This window comes from Bradyrhizobium sp. HKCCYLS20291 (assembly GCF_051167715.1).
Classification (GTDB): Bacteria; Pseudomonadota; Alphaproteobacteria; order Rhizobiales; family Xanthobacteraceae; genus Bradyrhizobium.
The window spans coordinates 1-16,386 of record NZ_JBNPTO010000028.1; the positions used below are offsets into that span (position 1 = coordinate 1).

The 16,386-nt window shown below is 67.0% G+C and carries 16 protein-coding genes; 5 read left to right on the top strand and 11 right to left on the bottom strand.

What is annotated here, in order from left to right:
- Positions 1-100: 100 nt before the first annotated feature.
- Positions 101-379: an LPS translocon maturation chaperone LptM gene (lptM, locus tag ACQR07_RS35380; protein ID WP_434906670.1), complete on the bottom strand. Its 279-nt coding sequence runs from the start codon at positions 377-379 to the stop codon at positions 101-103.
- Between the two features lie 111 nt (positions 380-490).
- Positions 491-1,882, bottom strand: coding sequence for an argininosuccinate lyase (gene argH / locus ACQR07_RS35385; protein ID WP_434906671.1), 1,392 nt, complete (start codon positions 1,880-1,882; stop codon positions 491-493).
- 98 nt (positions 1,883-1,980) lie between these two features.
- On the opposite strand from argH, the gene tlpA reads away from it, so the two are divergent.
- Complete coding sequence (gene tlpA / locus ACQR07_RS35390; RefSeq protein ID WP_434906672.1) at positions 1,981-2,670, top strand: thiol:disulfide interchange protein TlpA; 690 nt, start codon at positions 1,981-1,983, stop codon at positions 2,668-2,670.
- Positions 2,671-2,693: 23 nt separating this feature from the next.
- Here the strand turns inward: tlpA and ACQR07_RS35395 are convergent, their stop codons facing one another.
- The 7 genes from ACQR07_RS35395 to ACQR07_RS35425 form a co-directional block, all read right to left on the bottom strand.
- The gene (locus ACQR07_RS35395) at positions 2,694-4,982 is read right to left on the bottom strand and encodes an ATP-binding protein (RefSeq protein ID WP_434906673.1); all 2,289 of its coding nucleotides are present in this window, start codon (positions 4,980-4,982) and stop codon (positions 2,694-2,696) included.
- A gap of 238 nt (positions 4,983-5,220) precedes the next feature.
- Complete coding sequence (locus tag ACQR07_RS35400; RefSeq protein WP_434906674.1) at positions 5,221-5,418, bottom strand: putative motility protein; 198 nt, start codon at positions 5,416-5,418, stop codon at positions 5,221-5,223.
- Between the two features lie 80 nt (positions 5,419-5,498).
- Positions 5,499-6,377 carry a 3-hydroxybutyryl-CoA dehydrogenase gene (locus tag ACQR07_RS35405; RefSeq protein ID WP_434906675.1) on the bottom strand — a complete coding sequence of 293 codons (879 nt, stop codon included), beginning with the start codon at positions 6,375-6,377 and terminating at the stop codon, positions 5,499-5,501.
- A gap of 98 nt (positions 6,378-6,475) precedes the next feature.
- The gene (locus ACQR07_RS35410) at positions 6,476-7,420 is read right to left on the bottom strand and encodes an electron transfer flavoprotein subunit alpha/FixB family protein (protein WP_434906676.1); all 945 of its coding nucleotides are present in this window, start codon (positions 7,418-7,420) and stop codon (positions 6,476-6,478) included.
- Positions 7,420-8,169, bottom strand: coding sequence for an electron transfer flavoprotein subunit beta/FixA family protein (locus ACQR07_RS35415; protein WP_434906677.1), 750 nt, complete (start codon positions 8,167-8,169; stop codon positions 7,420-7,422). Before ACQR07_RS35415 ends, ACQR07_RS35410 begins: the two co-directional genes overlap by 1 nt.
- 118 nt (positions 8,170-8,287) lie before the next feature.
- Positions 8,288-8,860 carry a cob(I)yrinic acid a,c-diamide adenosyltransferase gene (locus tag ACQR07_RS35420; RefSeq protein ID WP_434906678.1) on the bottom strand — a complete coding sequence of 191 codons (573 nt, stop codon included), beginning with the start codon at positions 8,858-8,860 and terminating at the stop codon, positions 8,288-8,290.
- A 35-nt stretch (positions 8,861-8,895) separates the two neighbouring features.
- Positions 8,896-9,090 (bottom strand): twin transmembrane helix small protein, encoded by a 195-nt coding sequence (locus tag ACQR07_RS35425; RefSeq protein ID WP_434906724.1) that lies wholly within the window; start codon positions 9,088-9,090, stop codon positions 8,896-8,898.
- Between the two features lie 133 nt (positions 9,091-9,223).
- On the opposite strand from ACQR07_RS35425, the gene ACQR07_RS35430 reads away from it, so the two are divergent.
- Positions 9,224-10,129, top strand: coding sequence for a YihY/virulence factor BrkB family protein (locus tag ACQR07_RS35430; protein WP_434906725.1), 906 nt, complete (start codon positions 9,224-9,226; stop codon positions 10,127-10,129).
- On the opposite strand, the gene ACQR07_RS35435 is transcribed toward ACQR07_RS35430, so the two are convergent.
- Both ACQR07_RS35435 and gluQRS read right to left on the bottom strand, forming a co-directional pair.
- A complete protein-coding gene (locus ACQR07_RS35435) occupies positions 10,056-11,189 on the bottom strand; it encodes an ATP-binding protein (RefSeq protein ID WP_434906726.1) in 1,134 nt (377 codons plus the stop codon). The genes ACQR07_RS35430 and ACQR07_RS35435 overlap by 74 nt on opposite strands.
- A 636-nt stretch (positions 11,190-11,825) precedes the next feature.
- Complete coding sequence (gene gluQRS, locus ACQR07_RS35440; protein ID WP_434906679.1) at positions 11,826-12,695, bottom strand: tRNA glutamyl-Q(34) synthetase GluQRS; 870 nt, start codon at positions 12,693-12,695, stop codon at positions 11,826-11,828.
- 125 nt (positions 12,696-12,820) lie between these two features.
- On the opposite strand from gluQRS, the gene ACQR07_RS35445 reads away from it, so the two are divergent.
- The 3 genes from ACQR07_RS35445 (at position 12,821) to ACQR07_RS35455 (ending at position 16,324) form a co-directional block, all read left to right on the top strand.
- Complete coding sequence (locus ACQR07_RS35445; RefSeq protein WP_434906680.1) at positions 12,821-13,465, top strand: DNA-3-methyladenine glycosylase family protein; 645 nt, start codon at positions 12,821-12,823, stop codon at positions 13,463-13,465.
- Positions 13,466-13,546: 81 nt separating this feature from the next.
- Positions 13,547-15,319: a flavin-containing monooxygenase gene (locus ACQR07_RS35450; protein WP_434906681.1), complete on the top strand. Its 1,773-nt coding sequence runs from the start codon at positions 13,547-13,549 to the stop codon at positions 15,317-15,319.
- Between the two features lie 30 nt (positions 15,320-15,349).
- Entirely contained in the window at positions 15,350-16,324 is a 975-nt protein-coding gene (locus ACQR07_RS35455; protein WP_434906682.1) for a peptidyl-alpha-hydroxyglycine alpha-amidating lyase family protein, read from the top strand.
- Positions 16,325-16,386: the final 62 nt, after the last annotated feature.

Below are 16,386 nucleotides of genomic sequence, written 5' to 3' on the forward strand. Positions count from 1 at the left end.
CGCGCCGGTTGGAGCGATGACTTCTTTTTCGAACTCCTCGCTCACGTGCGATAGCCCTGCCCTCCAGGGGAGGGTGACGCACCGTGGGCGGAGCTCGCCGCTATTTGCTGTCGAGCAGCGGGTCCAGGATGAAGGGTTTCTTCTGGCCGCGCGGGGCGGCGGGGGCGCCGTCGGTGCCGTAGCCGGAGTTGAAGACGCCGGGTTTTGCGGCGTTGTCCATCGTGGTGTCGGTCGGGGCGGCGGACATCTGCGGCGCCGGCGGGGAGTTGGCCGGCAGTTCCAGCGGGCCCTTGCGGCCGCAGGCGGCCAGCAGCAGGGCTGAGGCGCCGAGGACGAGCAGGACCCGGGCGGCGGACATCGGACGGCGACTGCGATTCACGTGTGAGATCCCCATGCGGGCGGCACCATACAGAGATTGAGCCGGGCTGACGAGTGCGGGAGTGCCACGCCAGTCCGGTCAAATTTCGGCGGTCAATTTCGGCCAGCAGCCCTACTTTCGCTGCTTTTCCAGCCGCTTCAGCCAGGCCTTGGCCTGCGAGGCGACGTTCTTCGGCGCGGTGCCGCCGAAGCTGGTGCGGCTCTTGACCGAGGATTCCACCGAGAGCACGCCGAACACTTCGGCCGTGATCTTGGGCTCGACCTCCTGCATCGCCTTCAGCGGCAGCTCGTGCAGCGCCACGCCCTGCTTCGAGGCCAGCGCGACGATGCGTCCGGTGACGTGGTGGGCGTCGCGGAACGGCATCTTCAGGGTGCGGACCAGCCAGTCGGCGAGATCCGTGGCGGTGGCGTAGCCCTCGCCGGCGGCCACCTTCATGCGCTCGGCATCCGGCACCAGGTCGAGCGCCATGCCGGTCATGGCGCGCACGGCGAGCGACAGCGCGGCGAACGCCTCCATCGCGCCCTGCTTGTCCTCCTGCATGTCCTTCTGGTAGGCGAGCGGCAGGCCCTTCATCACGATCAGGAGCCCGTTGAGCGCGCCGATGACGCGGCCGGTCTTGGCGCGGACGAGCTCGGCGGCGTCCGGATTGCGCTTCTGCGGCATGATCGAGGAGCCGGTGGTGAACTTGTCCGACAGCTTGATCAGGCCGACCAGAGGCGAGGTCCAGATCACGATCTCCTCGGCGAAGCGCGACAAATGCACGGCGCAGATCGATGCGGCCGACAGCGTCTCCAGCACGAAATCGCGGTCGGAGACGGCGTCGAGCGAATTGGCCATCGGGCGCTCGAAGCCGAGCGCCTCGGCCGTCGCATGGCGATCGATCGGGAACGAGGTGCCGGCCAGCGCCGCGGCGCCGAGCGGGGACTCGTTGAGCCGCTTGCGGGCATCGGCGAAGCGGCCACGGTCGCGGGCGGCCATCTCGACATAGGCCAGCAGATGGTGGCCGAAGGTCACGGGCTGGGCGGTCTGCAGATGGGTGAAGCCCGGCATCACGGTGCCGGCGAACTCCAGCGCGCGGGTCGCCAGCGCGTGCTGGTAGGCCGCGAGCGACGCGTCGATGTCGTCGATCGTGTCGCGGACGAACAGGCGGAAATCGGTCGCGACCTGGTCGTTGCGCGAGCGCGCGGTGTGCAGCCGGCCGGCGGCGGGGCCGATCAGCTCGGAGAGCCTGCTCTCGACGTTCATATGGATGTCTTCGAGCGACCGCTTGAAGTCGAACGAACCCTTGGTGATCTCTGACAAAATCGTGTCTAGACCCTTGCCGATATTTTTCGCATCACCGGCGGTGATGATGCCCTGGGCGGCGAGCATGGCGGCGTGCGCCTTGGAAGCGGCGATATCCTGCGCGTAAAGGTGACGATCGACGTCGATCGAGACGTTGATGTCCTCCATGATCTCGTCGGGACGCTCCGAGAACCGCCCGCCCCACATCGTGTTGCTCATGCCTGAACCGCTTCTCAAAACCTTGCTGATCGCCATCGGATGGGACACACCGTCCGGTATCCCAAATTCGCGCCTCTGATAGCCGCAACCGACCCGAGATGACAAACGATAAGCCTGAGTCGTCCCCTGCCCGCCCCGCCTCCCGTGGCCGGACCCTGCTCGTCGCCGGCGCCGTGGCGGTGGTCGCCGTGGCCGGCGTCGCCGCGGCGTCGTTCGGCGGACTGCTGAAGGGCAAGCCGGCCGGCGACCAGGCCTGCCAGGCGGCGGTCGCCACCGCCGCGCGGCTCGCGCCGCAGATCAAGGGCGAGGTGGCCGCGCTGACGGCGGCCACCGTGCCGCTGCGGCTGCCGGACCTCGCCTTCGAGGACGCCGCGGGCAAGCCGGCCAAGCTGTCGGATTTCCGCGGCAAGACGGTGCTATTGAACCTCTGGGCGACGTGGTGCGTGCCCTGCCGCAAGGAGATGCCGGCGCTCGACGGCCTGCAGGCCAAGCTCGGCAGCGACGCCTTCCAGGTGGTCGCGGTCAACATCGACACCCGCGATCCGGAGAAGCCGAAGGCCTTCCTGAACGACGCCAAGCTGACGAAGCTCGCCTATTTCAGCGACGCCAAGGCCAAGGTGTTCCAGGACCTGAAGGCGGTCGGCCGCGCTTTGGGCATGCCGACCTCGGTGCTGGTCGACGGCAATGGCTGCGAGATCGCGACCATCGCGGGACCTGCCGAATGGGACAGCGCCGATGCCGTCAAGCTGATCGAGGCGGCAACATCGAAGGCCGCCGCGGGCCTATAGCCCGGCAGCCACGCGCGCCCTGGCTAAGCCGCCTCGTGACGGCGGCGTTCGATGGCGCCCCAGCGGGCGAGCGTGGCCTCTAGCGCGGCCGGATCGATCGGCTTGGTCAGGAAATCATTCATGCCGGCGCCGATGCAGATCTCGCGCTGGCCGACCAGGGCGTTGGCCGTCAGCGCGATGATCGGCACGTCGCGGGCCGGGATGTCGAGACTGCGGATCGCAGCGGTCGCCGACATGCCGTCCATCTCCGGCATCTGCATGTCCATCAGGACGAGATCGTAACGCTTGTGCTGGACCGCCGCGATCGCCTCCAAGCCGTTGCAGGCGACGTCGAACTGGCATCCGAGCCGCGCCAGCAGCTTGGTGATCAGGGTGCGGATGATCGGCGTGTCGTCGACCACCAGGATGGTCAGCCGATCGGGCTTTGCGGGGATCGCAGGCTGCAGCGGCGGCGATGCGACCTCCGGCCGTTCGCCGACGCCGCATTGCACGGTGAACCAGAACCGGCTGCCGCGTCCCGGCTCGCTGTCGACCCCGATCTCGCCGCCCATCGCGCGGCAGAGCTGCCGGCAGATCGCCAGCCCAAGCCCGGTGCCGCCGAATTTGCGTGATACCGAGGTGTCGGCCTGGGTGAACGGGTCGAACAGCATCGCCTGGATATCGGCAGGAATCCCGACGCCGGTGTCGACCACCTCGATGCGAAGCTCGACGCGCTGGTCGGCGATGAGCCGATGCGACGCATCGACGCGAACTCCCCCCTGACGGGTGAACTTGATCGCATTGCCGACGAGGTTGAACAGGACCTGACCGATCCGGACCGGATCGCCGATCAGCCAGGCCGGAATGTCGCCGGCCTGCGAGATCTCGAGGGTCACGCCCTGGTCGCGCGCCTGCTGACCGAGCAGAGTGGTCACGCCCTTCAGCGTGTGGCCGAGGCTGAAGCCAATCGCCTCGGGCGTCAGACGCCCCGCCTCCAGCTTCGAGAAGTCGAGGATGTTGTTGACGACGGCGAGCAGGTTGCGGCTCGATTCCCTGGCGATCTCGGCCAAGCCGCGCTGCTCCTGGTCGAGACGGGTGCCGGCGAGCAGGTCAATCATGCCCATCATGCCGGCCATCGGCGTGCGGATCTCGTGGCTCATCATCGCAAGGAAGTCGGACTTGGCGCGGCTCGCCGCCTCCGCGGCCTCCTTGGCGGCCGCGAGCGCCTCGGTGGCGCGTACGCTCTCGGTGATGTCCTGATGAGTCGTGACCCAGCCGCCATTCGGCATCGGTCGGTAAGTCAGCCTGATGACTCGGCCATCGACGAGGTTGTCGATCCGGTTTTCCGGGACACCTGCCCGGTGAGCGGCATGGAGCCCGGCCAGGTACTGCTCAGTATCCTGGACCGCGGTGCCGGCCAGCTTGCGCGCCGCGATCAAGTGCTCGGCGAGCATCCCAGGACGCACCTGCTCGGGCAATAACCGGAAAATGCGCAGATAGCTCTGGTTGCACAGTTGCAGGCGGCCGTCCGGCCCGAACATGCAAAGCCCATGATCCATGTTGTTGAGCGCCGCATCGAGCTGCATATTGCGCATGCTCATTTGATGTCCGGAGCGGCGGTCGAACACCGCGACAATCAGGCCGCCGATCAGCAGCGTGGCCGTCACGGCGGAAATCGACAGGGCCAGGGTCACCGTCGACAACATCAGGCCGGTCGGGCTCGCATCCGGTCTCTCGAGCAGATCGATCGCACCCATGGCGACGAAATGATGCGAGGTGATCGCGAGCGTCAGCAGGCCCGCAGCGCCGGCGGATGACGGGAAGCTCTCGCTGCGCGTGGCGACGACGAGGGACAGTGCCCCGAACACCATGCCGAGCAGCACGGACGCTGTGACGAGGTCCGGCATCCAGACGATCACGGCCGGGATCCGCAGCGACGCCATGCCCATGTAGTGCATGGCTGCGATACCGAGGCCGACCATCGCACCTCCGGCCATGGCGCGCATGCGGTGCGGGCTGAAAAGAGCCGTCGCGAAGCCGGCGGTGGTCATGACCGTGGCTGCAACCAGCGACATGACCGTCATCGGCAGATCGTATCGGATCGGGAAACCCGGCGTGTAGGCGAGCATGGCGATGAAGTGCGTCGACCATACGCCGCCCCCCGTCACGATTCCGGTGGTCGCAAGCCAGGCCAGCCGGACGGAACGGTCGGTGACACGGGCGCGCTGGAGCAGGTTGACCGCGACGAGACTCGTCAGCAGGCACACGCAGCCGGCCAGCAGGACCAGCCATTTGTCGTGCTCCGTCTCAAGGCAACTCAATACCCGCAACATTCAAGGGCTCCGCGTGCGCGCGCAACGCTAGCGGGTGCGGGATTTCCCGAGCGTAAAAAACACCCCCCGGAGTTCCGCGGAATTCCGTGTCTTCGATCGTGAACGCCGATCTGGACAGCGCCAGCCATCCCTCTCTCAGCCGGGCGCCGAGAGGTATTATGAAACCATTAAATCCGGGTGATGTGACGGAAGCATCCGTTAATTCGAACCTGCCGATTTGATCGGTGGTCCGCAGCCCTCACGCAGCGATGTTGAGGTTGCCGCCGACGCCGGGGCCGACATTGGCGAGCGACAGCGTCTGCTGCGCGCCGCCGAGCAGCGTCAGCACCGCTTCCTTCTGCGCATCCAGGTTCTGCTTCATGACGGTCGTGGCGACCTGCTGCTGTGTCGCATTCGCCTGCTGCGCCAGGGCCGCAGCCACCAAGCTCATATCCATACGCATGTACCTCGCAAGGCCAAGGTAACCGGGCAGCCTTAACGAAGCGTATCGATCGAGCGGATCAATGGGCGGTTGAACTACCGGGTCGGGACCGGCTTGGGCCCGCGATAGTCGTAGAAGCCGCGCTGCGTCTTGCGGCCGAGCCAGCCGGCTTCGACATATTTGACCAGCAGCGGACACGGCCGGTACTTGGAATCGGCCAGCCCCTCGTGCAGCACCTGCATGATCGACAGGCAGGTATCGAGGCCGATGAAGTCCGCGAGCTCGAGCGGGCCCATCGGGTGATGCGCGCCGAGCTTCATCGCCGCATCGATCGCCTCGACGTTGCCGACGCCTTCGTACAGCGTGTAGATCGCCTCGTTGATCATCGGCAGCAGGATGCGGTTGACGATGAAGGCCGGGAAATCCTCGGACACAGCGACCAGCTTGCCGAGACGCCCGACGAACTCCTTGGCCGCCTCGAACGTGGTGTCGTCGGTGGCGATGCCGCGGATCAGCTCCACCAGCTCCATCAGCGGAACCGGGTTCATGAAGTGGATGCCGATGAAGCGCTCGGGACGATCGGTGCTGGCGGCGAGCCGGGTGATCGAAATCGACGAGGTGTTGGAGGCGACGATCGCCTCCGGCTTCAGGACGGCGCAGAGGTCGTGGAAGATCTTGCGCTTGATATCTTCCTTCTCGATCGCGGTCTCGATCACGAGATCGCAATCGGCGAGGCCGTCGAGCGTTTCGCTGATCGAGATGCGGCCGAGCGCCTGGCTGCGTGCCTCCTCGGAGATCACCTTCTTGGCGACCTGACGGGTCAGGTTGCCGTTGATGGTCGCCATGCCCGATTTCAACCGGTCGGAGGTGACGTCGTTGAGCACCACGTCGAGCCCGGCCAGCGCAGCGACATGCGCGATGCCGTTGCCCATCTGTCCCGCGCCGATCACACCGAGCTTGTTGATCTGAGCCATGTCGTCATCCACCGGAACGGCGCGACGTTTGCGCCCGTCCATGCCTTAACAGATGAAACACCGGCCGCGACAGTCCCATGCGCGGCCGGTGTGGAGTGTCACTTGCCGAGCTTGCCGAGCGCGTCGGTCAGTTCGGGAACCGCCTGGTAGAGGTCCGCCACCAGGCCATAGTCAGCCACCTGGAAGATCGGCGCGTCCTCGTCCTTGTTGATCGCGACGATCACCTTGGAGTCCTTCATACCAGCCAGATGCTGAATGGCGCCTGAAATGCCGACTGCGACATACAGCTCCGGCGCGACGACCTTGCCGGTCTGCCCGACCTGCCAGTCGTTCGGCGCGTAGCCGGCATCGACCGCGGCGCGCGAGGCGCCGACACCGGCGCCGAGCTTGTCGGCCAGCGGCTCGATGTACTTGGCGAAGTTCTCGCGGCTCTGCATCGCGCGGCCGCCGGAGACGATGATCTTGGCCGAGGTCAGCTCGGGGCGATCGCTCTTGGCGACCTCCTCGCCGACGAAGCTCGACAGCGCCGGATCGCCGGCCGCCGCCACGCTCTCCACCGCCGCGCTGCCACCCTCGCCCGCGGCTGCGAACGTGGAGGTGCGAACGGTGATGACCTTCTTGGCGTCCTTCGACTTCACAGTCTGGATAGCGTTGCCGGCATAGATCGGCCGCTCGAACGTGTCGGGCGCCACGACCTTGATGATCTCCGACACCTGCATCACGTCGAGCAGGGCTGCGATGCGCGGCATCACGTTCTTGAAGCGCGAGGTCGCCGGCGCGACGACCGCGTCGTAGTTCGCGGCGAGCTTGACGACGAGGTCGGCGAGCGGCTCGGCGAGATCATGCGCATAGGCCGCGTCGTCGGCGAGCAGCACCTTCTTGACGCCGGCGAGCTTGGCAGCCGCATCGGCCGCGCCCTTGGCGCCCTGGCCCGCAACCAGCACGTCGACATCGGCGCCGAGGGCTGTAGCCGCCGTCAGGGCCTTGTTGGTCGAGTCCTTGATCCCAGCGTTGTCGTGTTCGGCAATCAGCAGCGTGGCCATCAGAGCACCCCCGCCTCGGTCTTGAGTTTGTTGACGAGTTCGGCGACGTCCTTGACCTTGACGCCGGCCTTGCGGCCCGCGGGCTCAGCGGTCTTGATGACCTCGAGCCGCGGCGTGAGATCGACGCCGGTGTCGGCGGCGGTCTTCTCGGCGATCGGCTTCTTCTTCGCCTTCATGATGTTCGGCAGCGACGCATAGCGCGGCTCGTTGAGGCGGAGATCGGTGGTGACGATCGCCGGGCCCTTGAGCTTCACGGTCTGCAGGCCGCCATCGACCTCGCGGGTAACCTTGAAGTCGGAGCCTTCGACCTCGAGCTTGGAGGCGAAGGTCGCCTGCGCCCAGCCGAGCAGCGCCGCCAGCATCTGGCCGGTCTGGTTCGAGTCGTCGTCGATCGCCTGCTTGCCGAGGATGATCAGGCCCGGCTGCTCCTCCTGGGCGACCGCCTTGAGGATTTTGGCGACCGCGAGCGGCTCCACATTGCCCTCGGCCTTGACCAGGACGCCGCGGTCGGCGCCCATCGCGAGCGCGGTGCGGATGGTCTCGGAGGCCTGGGCAGGCCCGATCGACACCACGACCACCTCGGTGGCCTTGCCCGCTTCCTTCAGGCGCAGGGCTTCCTCGACGGCGATCTCGTCGAACGGATTCATCGACATCTTGACGTTGGCGAGCTCAACGCCCGATCCGTCGCTCTTGACGCGGACCTTGACGTTGTAATCGACCACCCGCTTGACCGGCACCAGAACCTTCATCGATCCTCTTTCGCTCTTAATATGTCCGGGGTTGACCTTTTCGGCGCGGAACCTAAAGCGCCCGTACCCCCCGGTCAACGCGCGAAGGGGGAAAAAAGCAGGCCCGCACGCCCCCGGGTTAACGGTTTTGCCCGGGCACCCATAGCACGTCGCCGGCGCCATTGCGGTTGGCCGCCCGGCTGGCCACGAACAGGAAATCCGACAGCCGGTTCATGTAACGAATGGCAGCCTCGCTGACCGGCTCGTCCGGCTTACCAGCGAGTTCCGCCATGATCCGTTCCGCCCTGCGGCAAATGGTACGGGCCACGTGCAGATGGGCCGCCGCCGGAGTTCCGCCGGGCAGCACGAACGAGGTCAGCGGCGACAGCCGCTCGTTGAGCGTGTCGATGTCACGCTCGAGGCGGTCGACCTGGCTGGCGACGACGCGCAGCCGCTCGGCCTTGCCCTCCCGCTGCGGCACCGCCAGATCGGCGCCCAGGTCGAACAGATCGTTCTGAATGAGGCCGAGCATCGCATCGATTTCGAGCGCATCGGCAAGGTGCAGCCGGACGACGCCGATCACGGCGTTGGTCTCGTCGACGGTTCCATAGGCGGAGACGCGCAGATCATATTTGGGCCGGCGCTCGCCATTGCCCAGCGCCGTCGTGCCGTCGTCGCCCGTCCGCGTGTAGATGCGATTGAGGATGACCATATCGTTTTCAGCGTCCCGTTCTCAACGTCCCGTTCTTAACGACCCATGGCCCAGATCGCGGCCATCGCGATGACGATCGCGACGAACTGCAGGATCACCCGCCAGCGCATCAGCTTCTGCGACAAATTCGGCGAGCCGCCGCGCATCATGTTGAAGAGGCCGAGAAACAGCACCAGGGCGACCGCGCCGACGGCGATGGGAAGGATCAATTTACCGAGGAGTGAAGCCATTGGGGCTAGATAACATCGCGAAAGCGGAAGCGCCATGCCGGATCGGGGCACCTGGACCTGCAACTTCCGGGGCTGCAACTTCTGGCTTTTGGGCCCGTAATATCGGATTGTGGAATCAAATTTGTTTCGCGGAGTGCAGGAACAGGTGAAGGCGCTTCGCTACATCGTCCACGTCGTCATGGATGCGTTCTACACCTTCCTCGCCGATGACGGCTGGGCGATCGCGAGCCACATTGCGCTGTCCACCCTGATGGCGCTGTTTCCCTTCCTGATCGTCCTGACCTCGCTGGCCGGCTTTCTCGGCTCCAAGGATCTCGCCGATCAGGCCGCCACGCTGATGCTGCAGACCTGGCCGGCGCAGGTCGCCGATGCCCTGGCGGGCGAGATTCACGACGTGCTGACGACGACCCGGACCGACGCGCTGACGATCGGCGCCGTGCTCGCGGTGTACTTCGCCTCCAACGGCGTCGAGGCGCTGCGGGTCGCGCTCAACCGCGCCTATGGCGTGATCGAGCAGCGCCGCTGGTACTGGCTGCGGCTGGAATCGATCGGCTACACGCTGGTCGCCGCCTTTACGGCGCTGGCGATGTCGTTCCTGATCGTGCTCGGCCCGCTGGCGCTGGAAACCGCGCGCCGCTTCCTGCCACTGGCAGTCGAGGCCAACGCGCATTTCGTCAACCTGACGCGCTACGGCATCACCGTCAGCACGCTCATCGTAGCGCTGTTCCTCCTGCACGCCTGGCTGCCGGCGGGACGGCGCAGCTTCATGCAGATCATGCCCGGCATCGTCTTCACCTTCGTCGCCTCGCTGGTGTCCGGCATCGTGTTCGGCCAGTATCTGGCGCGCTTCGCCTACAACTACGTCACGATGTATGCCGGGCTCGCCTCGGTGATCATCGCCCTGGTGTTCCTGTATTTCATCGCCGCGATCTTCGTGTATGGCGGCGAATTGAACGCATCGATCATCAAGTCGCGTCTGCCGCGCGGCGTGTCGCTTCAAGAAGCGCAGTCGCTAGAGCCCGCGGCGAAACGGGTTTGAGCAGGAACGCATCCGCGCCGGCGGCGCGCGAGGCCGCCTCGTCCTCGCCGCGCCCGGACACGCCGATGATCGGGATCGCTCCGTGCGGCCCTTCGAGCTTGCGCACCCGGGCAATCGCCTCGACGCCGTTGATGCCGGGCAGCACCATGTCCATCAGCACGGCATCGTAGCTGCCCGCGGCGATCCGGTCCGGCGCCGCCTCGCCGCGGCCGATGAACTCGGCCTGGTGGCCGAGCTCGTTGAGAATGGTGTTCAGCACCACACGGCCGAACGGATTGTCCTCGACGCCGAGGATGCGCAGCGGCCGGGTCGGCGCCAGGGTGACGCCATCCTCGCCTTCCGCGCTGGTGTGCGGCGCCGCTGCGATCGTCAGCGCGACGGTCAGTGTGAACGTCGTGCCGCCGCCCTCGTGCGGGGACACGGCGACGTCGCCGCCCATCGCCCGCGCCAGTTGCCGCACCGAGGACAGGCCGAGGCCGGCGCCGCCGAACCGCGAGGCGATCGAGACATTGGCCTGGCTGAACGGGCGGAACAGCCTCCTGATCTCCTGCAGCGTCAGGCCGATGCCGGAGTCGGAGACAGCGAAGACGACCGCAACCTTGCCCTTGCCGGAAGCTGATCGGCCGCGGCCGCTCCGACCGGCCAAGCCGACCTCGAGCGCCACGCCGCCCTGCTCGGTGAACTTCACCGCATTGTCGATGAGATTTTCGAGCGCGGCGCGCAGCCGCACGGGATCGCCGATCACGAGCCCCGGCAGCGCATCGGACACCTCGACCAGCGCCTCCAGCCCTTTGGCGGCCGCGCGACCGGCCAGCGAGTCGCCCGCGGCGCGTGCCAGCACGCGCAGATCGAACAGGTCCTCGCGCAGCAGCGCGCCCGTGCTTTCGTCCTTGGCGGCAGCGACGAACAGCGTCGCCAGGCTCGACAGGTGCTCCGCCCCGGCCTTGATGGTGTCGACCCAGCGCCGCTCGCGCTCGCCGAGGTCAGAGGTGGCGAGCAGGTCGCTGATGGCGAGAATGCCCGTCAGGGGCGTGCGGACCTCATGCGCGAACACGGCCAGTGCCGCTTCGACGACGCCCGCGCCCGGCCCTCCTGCACCAGACTTCGTGATAGCCTTCGTTGCGACAGGCTTACTTGCGATAGGCTTGGCTAAGCTCCGCCGGCCCCCCGCCGGCGCGGTCACCTGAGGGACATGCTTCTTGAGGGGACGCGCCTTTGCGCGCTCCTTGGCGGGCACAGCCTTGGTCGCCGGCGTCTTCGGCCGCTGGGCCTTGGATGACCGTCCCGCGGACGCCGTGCCGGAGGACGTCTTTTGAGCAGGTCGTGATCCACCAGTCGTCCTGGACGCGCCGGCGGGCTTGGACGCAGCAGACTTGGACACAGCAGGCTTGGGCACAGCAGGCTTGGGCACAGCAGGCTTGGGCACAGCAGGCCTGGGCGCAACCGCCTTGGCCGGGCGGGCCCGACGCCCCTTACTCGTATTCCGAACGCGCTTCATCATGGCCCCTGTGACATGAACTCCGACAAACGAAGGGGCACCTCTCCTGTCATGTCTCGCCGTGCCGCTTTCGATTGAAGCTCCCGATAACCCGCGCCAACGAACAGCATGGCACGGTCGTTTCCGGGTGTCACGATGCCCCAGAGGTTGTCCCCGCCGGAAACATTCGGAGACACCGGGACTTGCGGCAGGACGCGGCTAGACCAAGCCGATCCTGTGTCGGATTTCCGCCGGCGAGACGCCTGTGGCGCGCAATGTGCGCAATCCCGTCGCCTGCGTGGATTTGGACAGCTTGTGGCCTTCAGCGTCGCGAATCAGTTGGTGATGCCGATAGGCCGGCGCCGGCAGGTCGAGCAGCGCCTGCAGCAGCCTGTGCACGCTGGTCGCATGAAACAGGTCCTGCCCACGAACCACCTCGGTCACGCCCTGCAGCGCGTCGTCGACGACCACCGAGAGGTGGTAGCTCGTCGGGGTCTCCTTGCGGGCAAGGATGACGTCGCCCCAGGCCTCCGGCCGCGCCTCGACGGTGCCGGTGACGCCGGACGGTCCAGCACCGGACTCGTCCCAGGTCAAACGGCCGGCGCGCGCGGTCGCCGAGGCCATGTCGAGCCGCAGGGCATAGGGCGCGCCGGCGGCCATCAACTCTGCACGCCGGACTACAGACAGCGTCGTCGCGGCGCCCGGATACAACGGCGCGCCATCCGGATCGCGCGGCCAGGCTCCGTCAGCATCGCGCTGCGCGACCAGCCGGGCGATCTCGGCCCGGCTCTCGAAGCTCGGATAGACCAGCCCCATCGCCTGCAGCCGCTGCAGCGCAGCCTGGTACTCGGCGATATGCTGCGACTGCCGCCGCACCGGCTGCTCCCAGGCGATGCCGAGCCAGGCGAGGTCCTCGTAGATCGCCTGCTCGTAGTCGGGCCGGCAGCGGGTCGGATCGATGTCCTCGATCCGCAACAGGAAGCGGCCGCCGCTCTCCCGCGCACGCTCAAAGTTCAGCAACGCGGAATAGGCGTGGCCAAGATGGAGATAGCCGTTGGGGCTGGGGGCAAATCGGAAAACGGGTGGCATGTCATATCGTCCTTGCAGGACTTGAGCTCGCATGATCCGACACACATGCTCATTCGCGGGGACGTTCGATCCGAGATGGATGCGCGGGTCAAGCCCGCGCATGACGATGCAGAAAGCGCAATACGATGACCCTCCATCTCGACAGCCAGGCCATTCTCGAGGATGCGGTCCGTGACCTCGTCAAGCAGGATAAGCGGCTCGCGCCGATCCTCGATGCGACCGGCATGCCGGCGCTGCGGCGGCGGGAGCCGGGGTTTGCGGGGCTCGCACACATCGTCTGCGGCCAGCAGCTGTCGACCGCGAGCGCAGCGGCGATCTGGGGCCGGCTGCAGACAGCGTTCGCGCCGTTCGAGGCCGACGCGATCCGCCGAGCCCGCGCCGACCGGCTGGGCCGGCTCGGGCTGTCCGCCGCCAAGATCAAGACGCTGAAGCACATCGCGCGCGAGCTCGGGGCGGGCCGGCTGAACCTCGACGTGCTCGCCAATGAGGACGCCGATGCCGCGCATGCCACGCTTACCGCTTTGCCCGGCATCGGGCCATGGACGGCCGACGTCTATCTGCTGTTCTGTCTCGGCCATGGCGACGCTTGGCCGGCCGGCGACCTCGCCGTGCAGGAGGCGGTCAAGGTCGGGCTCGGCCTTGGCGCGCGTCCCACGTCCAAGCAGATGATGCCGCTCGCCGAAGCCTGGCGGCCGCTGCGCGGGGCGGCGGCGCACCTGTGGTGGAGCTATTATCGCGTGCTCAAGAAGCGCGAGGGGGTCGTCGGCTAGCCCACTTTCCGTCCGCCTCGCTCCCGGGTTACGCTCCGCCAACAACGATGCCGTACGGCCACCGCGGCGGGGAGGACAGCGATGCTCGACAGGACGCAGGATCTCGCCGCGGGCGTCGACGGCTGGCTCGCGGATTTTGCCCGGGCGATCGCGGCCTGCGACCCGGCCGCGCTGTCCGGATTGTTTCATGCCGACAGCTATTGGCGCGACGTGTTGGCGCTGAGCTGGCGCATCAAGACGCTGAATGGACGCGACGCGATCCTGCGCGAGCTGCCGGCCGATGCGCGCGCGGCGGCGCCATTCGCCTTTGCCATCGCGCCTGGCCGCGCCGCCCCGCGCCACGTGACGCGCGCCGGCACCGACAGCATCGAAGCGATCTTCCAGTTCGAGACTGTCCAAGGCCGCGGCTTCGGCATCGTCCGGCTGATCCCGGATGCAGCCGACAGCCGGCGCCTGAAAGCGTGGACGCTGCTGACTGCGCTCGACGAGCTCAAGGGGTTCGAGGAGCCGCTCGGCGCCCACCGGCCGCGCGGCCAGTCGTATTCGCGCGACTTCCGCGGGCCGAACTGGCTGGATCAACGCGAGGCCGCGCGCGCCTATGCCGATCGCGATCCGACCGTGCTGGTGATCGGTGCCGGCCAGGCCGGGCTCGCGATCGCGGCGCGCCTCACGATGATGCAGATCGACACGCTGGTGGTCGATCGCGAAACCAGGATCGGCGACAACTGGCGCAAGCGCTATCATGCGCTGACCCTGCACAACCAGGTGCAGGTCAATCACATGCCCTACATGCCGTTCCCGCCGAACTGGCCGGTCTACATCCCCAAGGACAAGCTCGCCAACTGGTTCGAGGCCTATGCCGAGGCGATGGAGCTGAACGTCTGGACCGAGACGGAGCTCGAAGGCGGCAGCTATGACGAGGCGGCGGCGCGCTGGGAGGTGACGCTGCGTCGCGCAGACGGCAGCCGGCGCGTGATGCGGCCTGTTCATATCGTCATGGCGACTGGTGTCAGCGGCATTCCCAACCGGCCGGAGCTGCCCGGCCTGGCCGACTACAACGGCACGGTGCTGCATTCGAGCCAGTATGGCGACGGCGAGGCCTGGGCGGGCAAGCGCGCGCTGGTGATCGGCACCGGCAATTCGGGGCATGACATCGCGCAGGATCTGCATGCCAGTGGCGCCGACGTGACGATGGTGCAGCGGGCGCCGACGCTCGTCACCAACATCGAGCCCTCTGCTCAGCTCGCCTACGCCGCCTACAATGACGGGACGGTGGAGGACAACGACCTGATCGCGGCATCGATGCCGCTCGCGCTCGGCCGTCGCAGCCACCAGATGCTGACCGCGCAGTCGAAGCAGCTCGATCAGGAGCTGCTTGATGGCCTGACCCGGATCGGCTTCAGGCTCGACTTCGGCGAGGACGGCACCGGCTGGCAGTTCAAGTACCTCACCCGCGGTGGCGGCTACTACTTCAACGTCGGCTGCTCCGATCTGCTGGTCAGCGGCGCGGTCAAGTTGATCCAGTTCGATCGCATCGCGCGCTTCGGCGTCCATGGCGCCGAACTGACGGACGGCACTGGGATCGATGCCGATCTGATCGTGCTCGCCACCGGCTACAAGCCGCAGGAGGTGCTGGTGCGCCGGCTGTTCGGCGACACGACGGCCGATCGCGTCGGACCGATCTGGGGCTTCGGCGACGGTCAGGAGCTGCGCAACATGTACACGCGCACGCCGCAGCCCGGCCTGTATTTCATCGCCGGCAGCCTGGCGCAGTGCCGCATCAACTCGAAATTCCTGGCGCTGCAGATCAAGGCCATCGAGCAAGGCTTGCTGCCGGCGAGCGGATCGGGCTGAATGACGCCATTCGATCATGGAGGCCCTCGCATGTCCCCCACCCTCGGCTCTGGCGACTTTACCTATCGCGTCGTCAAGGACTGGGCGAAGCTCCCCGACGGCTGGGAGCTGACCGACGTCGCCTCGGTCGCGGTCGACAGCAAGGACCGCGTCTACGCCTTCAACCGCGGCGCCCATCCGATGATCGTGTTCGACCGCGACGGCAATTTCCTGAAGAGCTGGGGCGAGGGCCTGTTCAGCCGGGCTCACGGGCTATCGATCGATGCCGACGACAATCTCTACTGCACCGATGACGGCGACCACACGGTGCGCAAGTGCACCCCCGAGGGCAAGGTGCTGCTGACCATCGGCCTGCCGGAGCGCCCGACGCCGTTCATGAGCGGCGAGCCGTTCAACCGCTGCACCCATACCGCGCTGTCGCCATCGGGTGAGATCTACGTATCAGACGGCTATGGCAATGCGCGGGTCCACAAATATACGCCGGACGGCAAGCTGATCAGGAGCTGGGGCGAGCCGGGTTCGGACCCCGGCCAGTTCAACATCGTTCACAACATCGCGACCGATGCCGACGGCTTCGTCTATGTCGCCGACCGCGAGAACCACCGCATCCAGATCTTCGATCGTGACGGCCGCTACGAGACGCAGTGGAATAACCTGCACCGTCCCTGTGCGCTGTGCGCCTGCGGGGCTGGGCGTAAGACCTTCATCATCGGCGAGCTCGGCCCGGGCATGCCGGTGAACCTCAACGTGCCCAATCTCGGCCCGCGCCTGACCATCACCGACGCCGGCGGCAAGCGGCTGGCGCGGCTCGGCGGCGAGCACGGCCCGGGCTTGGAAACCGGCCGTTTCCTGGCCCCCCACGGCCTGGCCATCGACAGCCACGGCGACATCTATGTCGGCGAAGTCGGTGTCACCAATTGGAGCACGAGCTTCCCCGACCGCGCCATGCCGGCCGAGGTCCGGATCCACCGCTGCCTGCAGAAGCTGGAGCGGGTCCCAGCCTGACGGCCGTCCGCCCGCTTCTCGGGACGCGGATCTGCAACTGATTTGCAGTGCGGCAGCCCGCT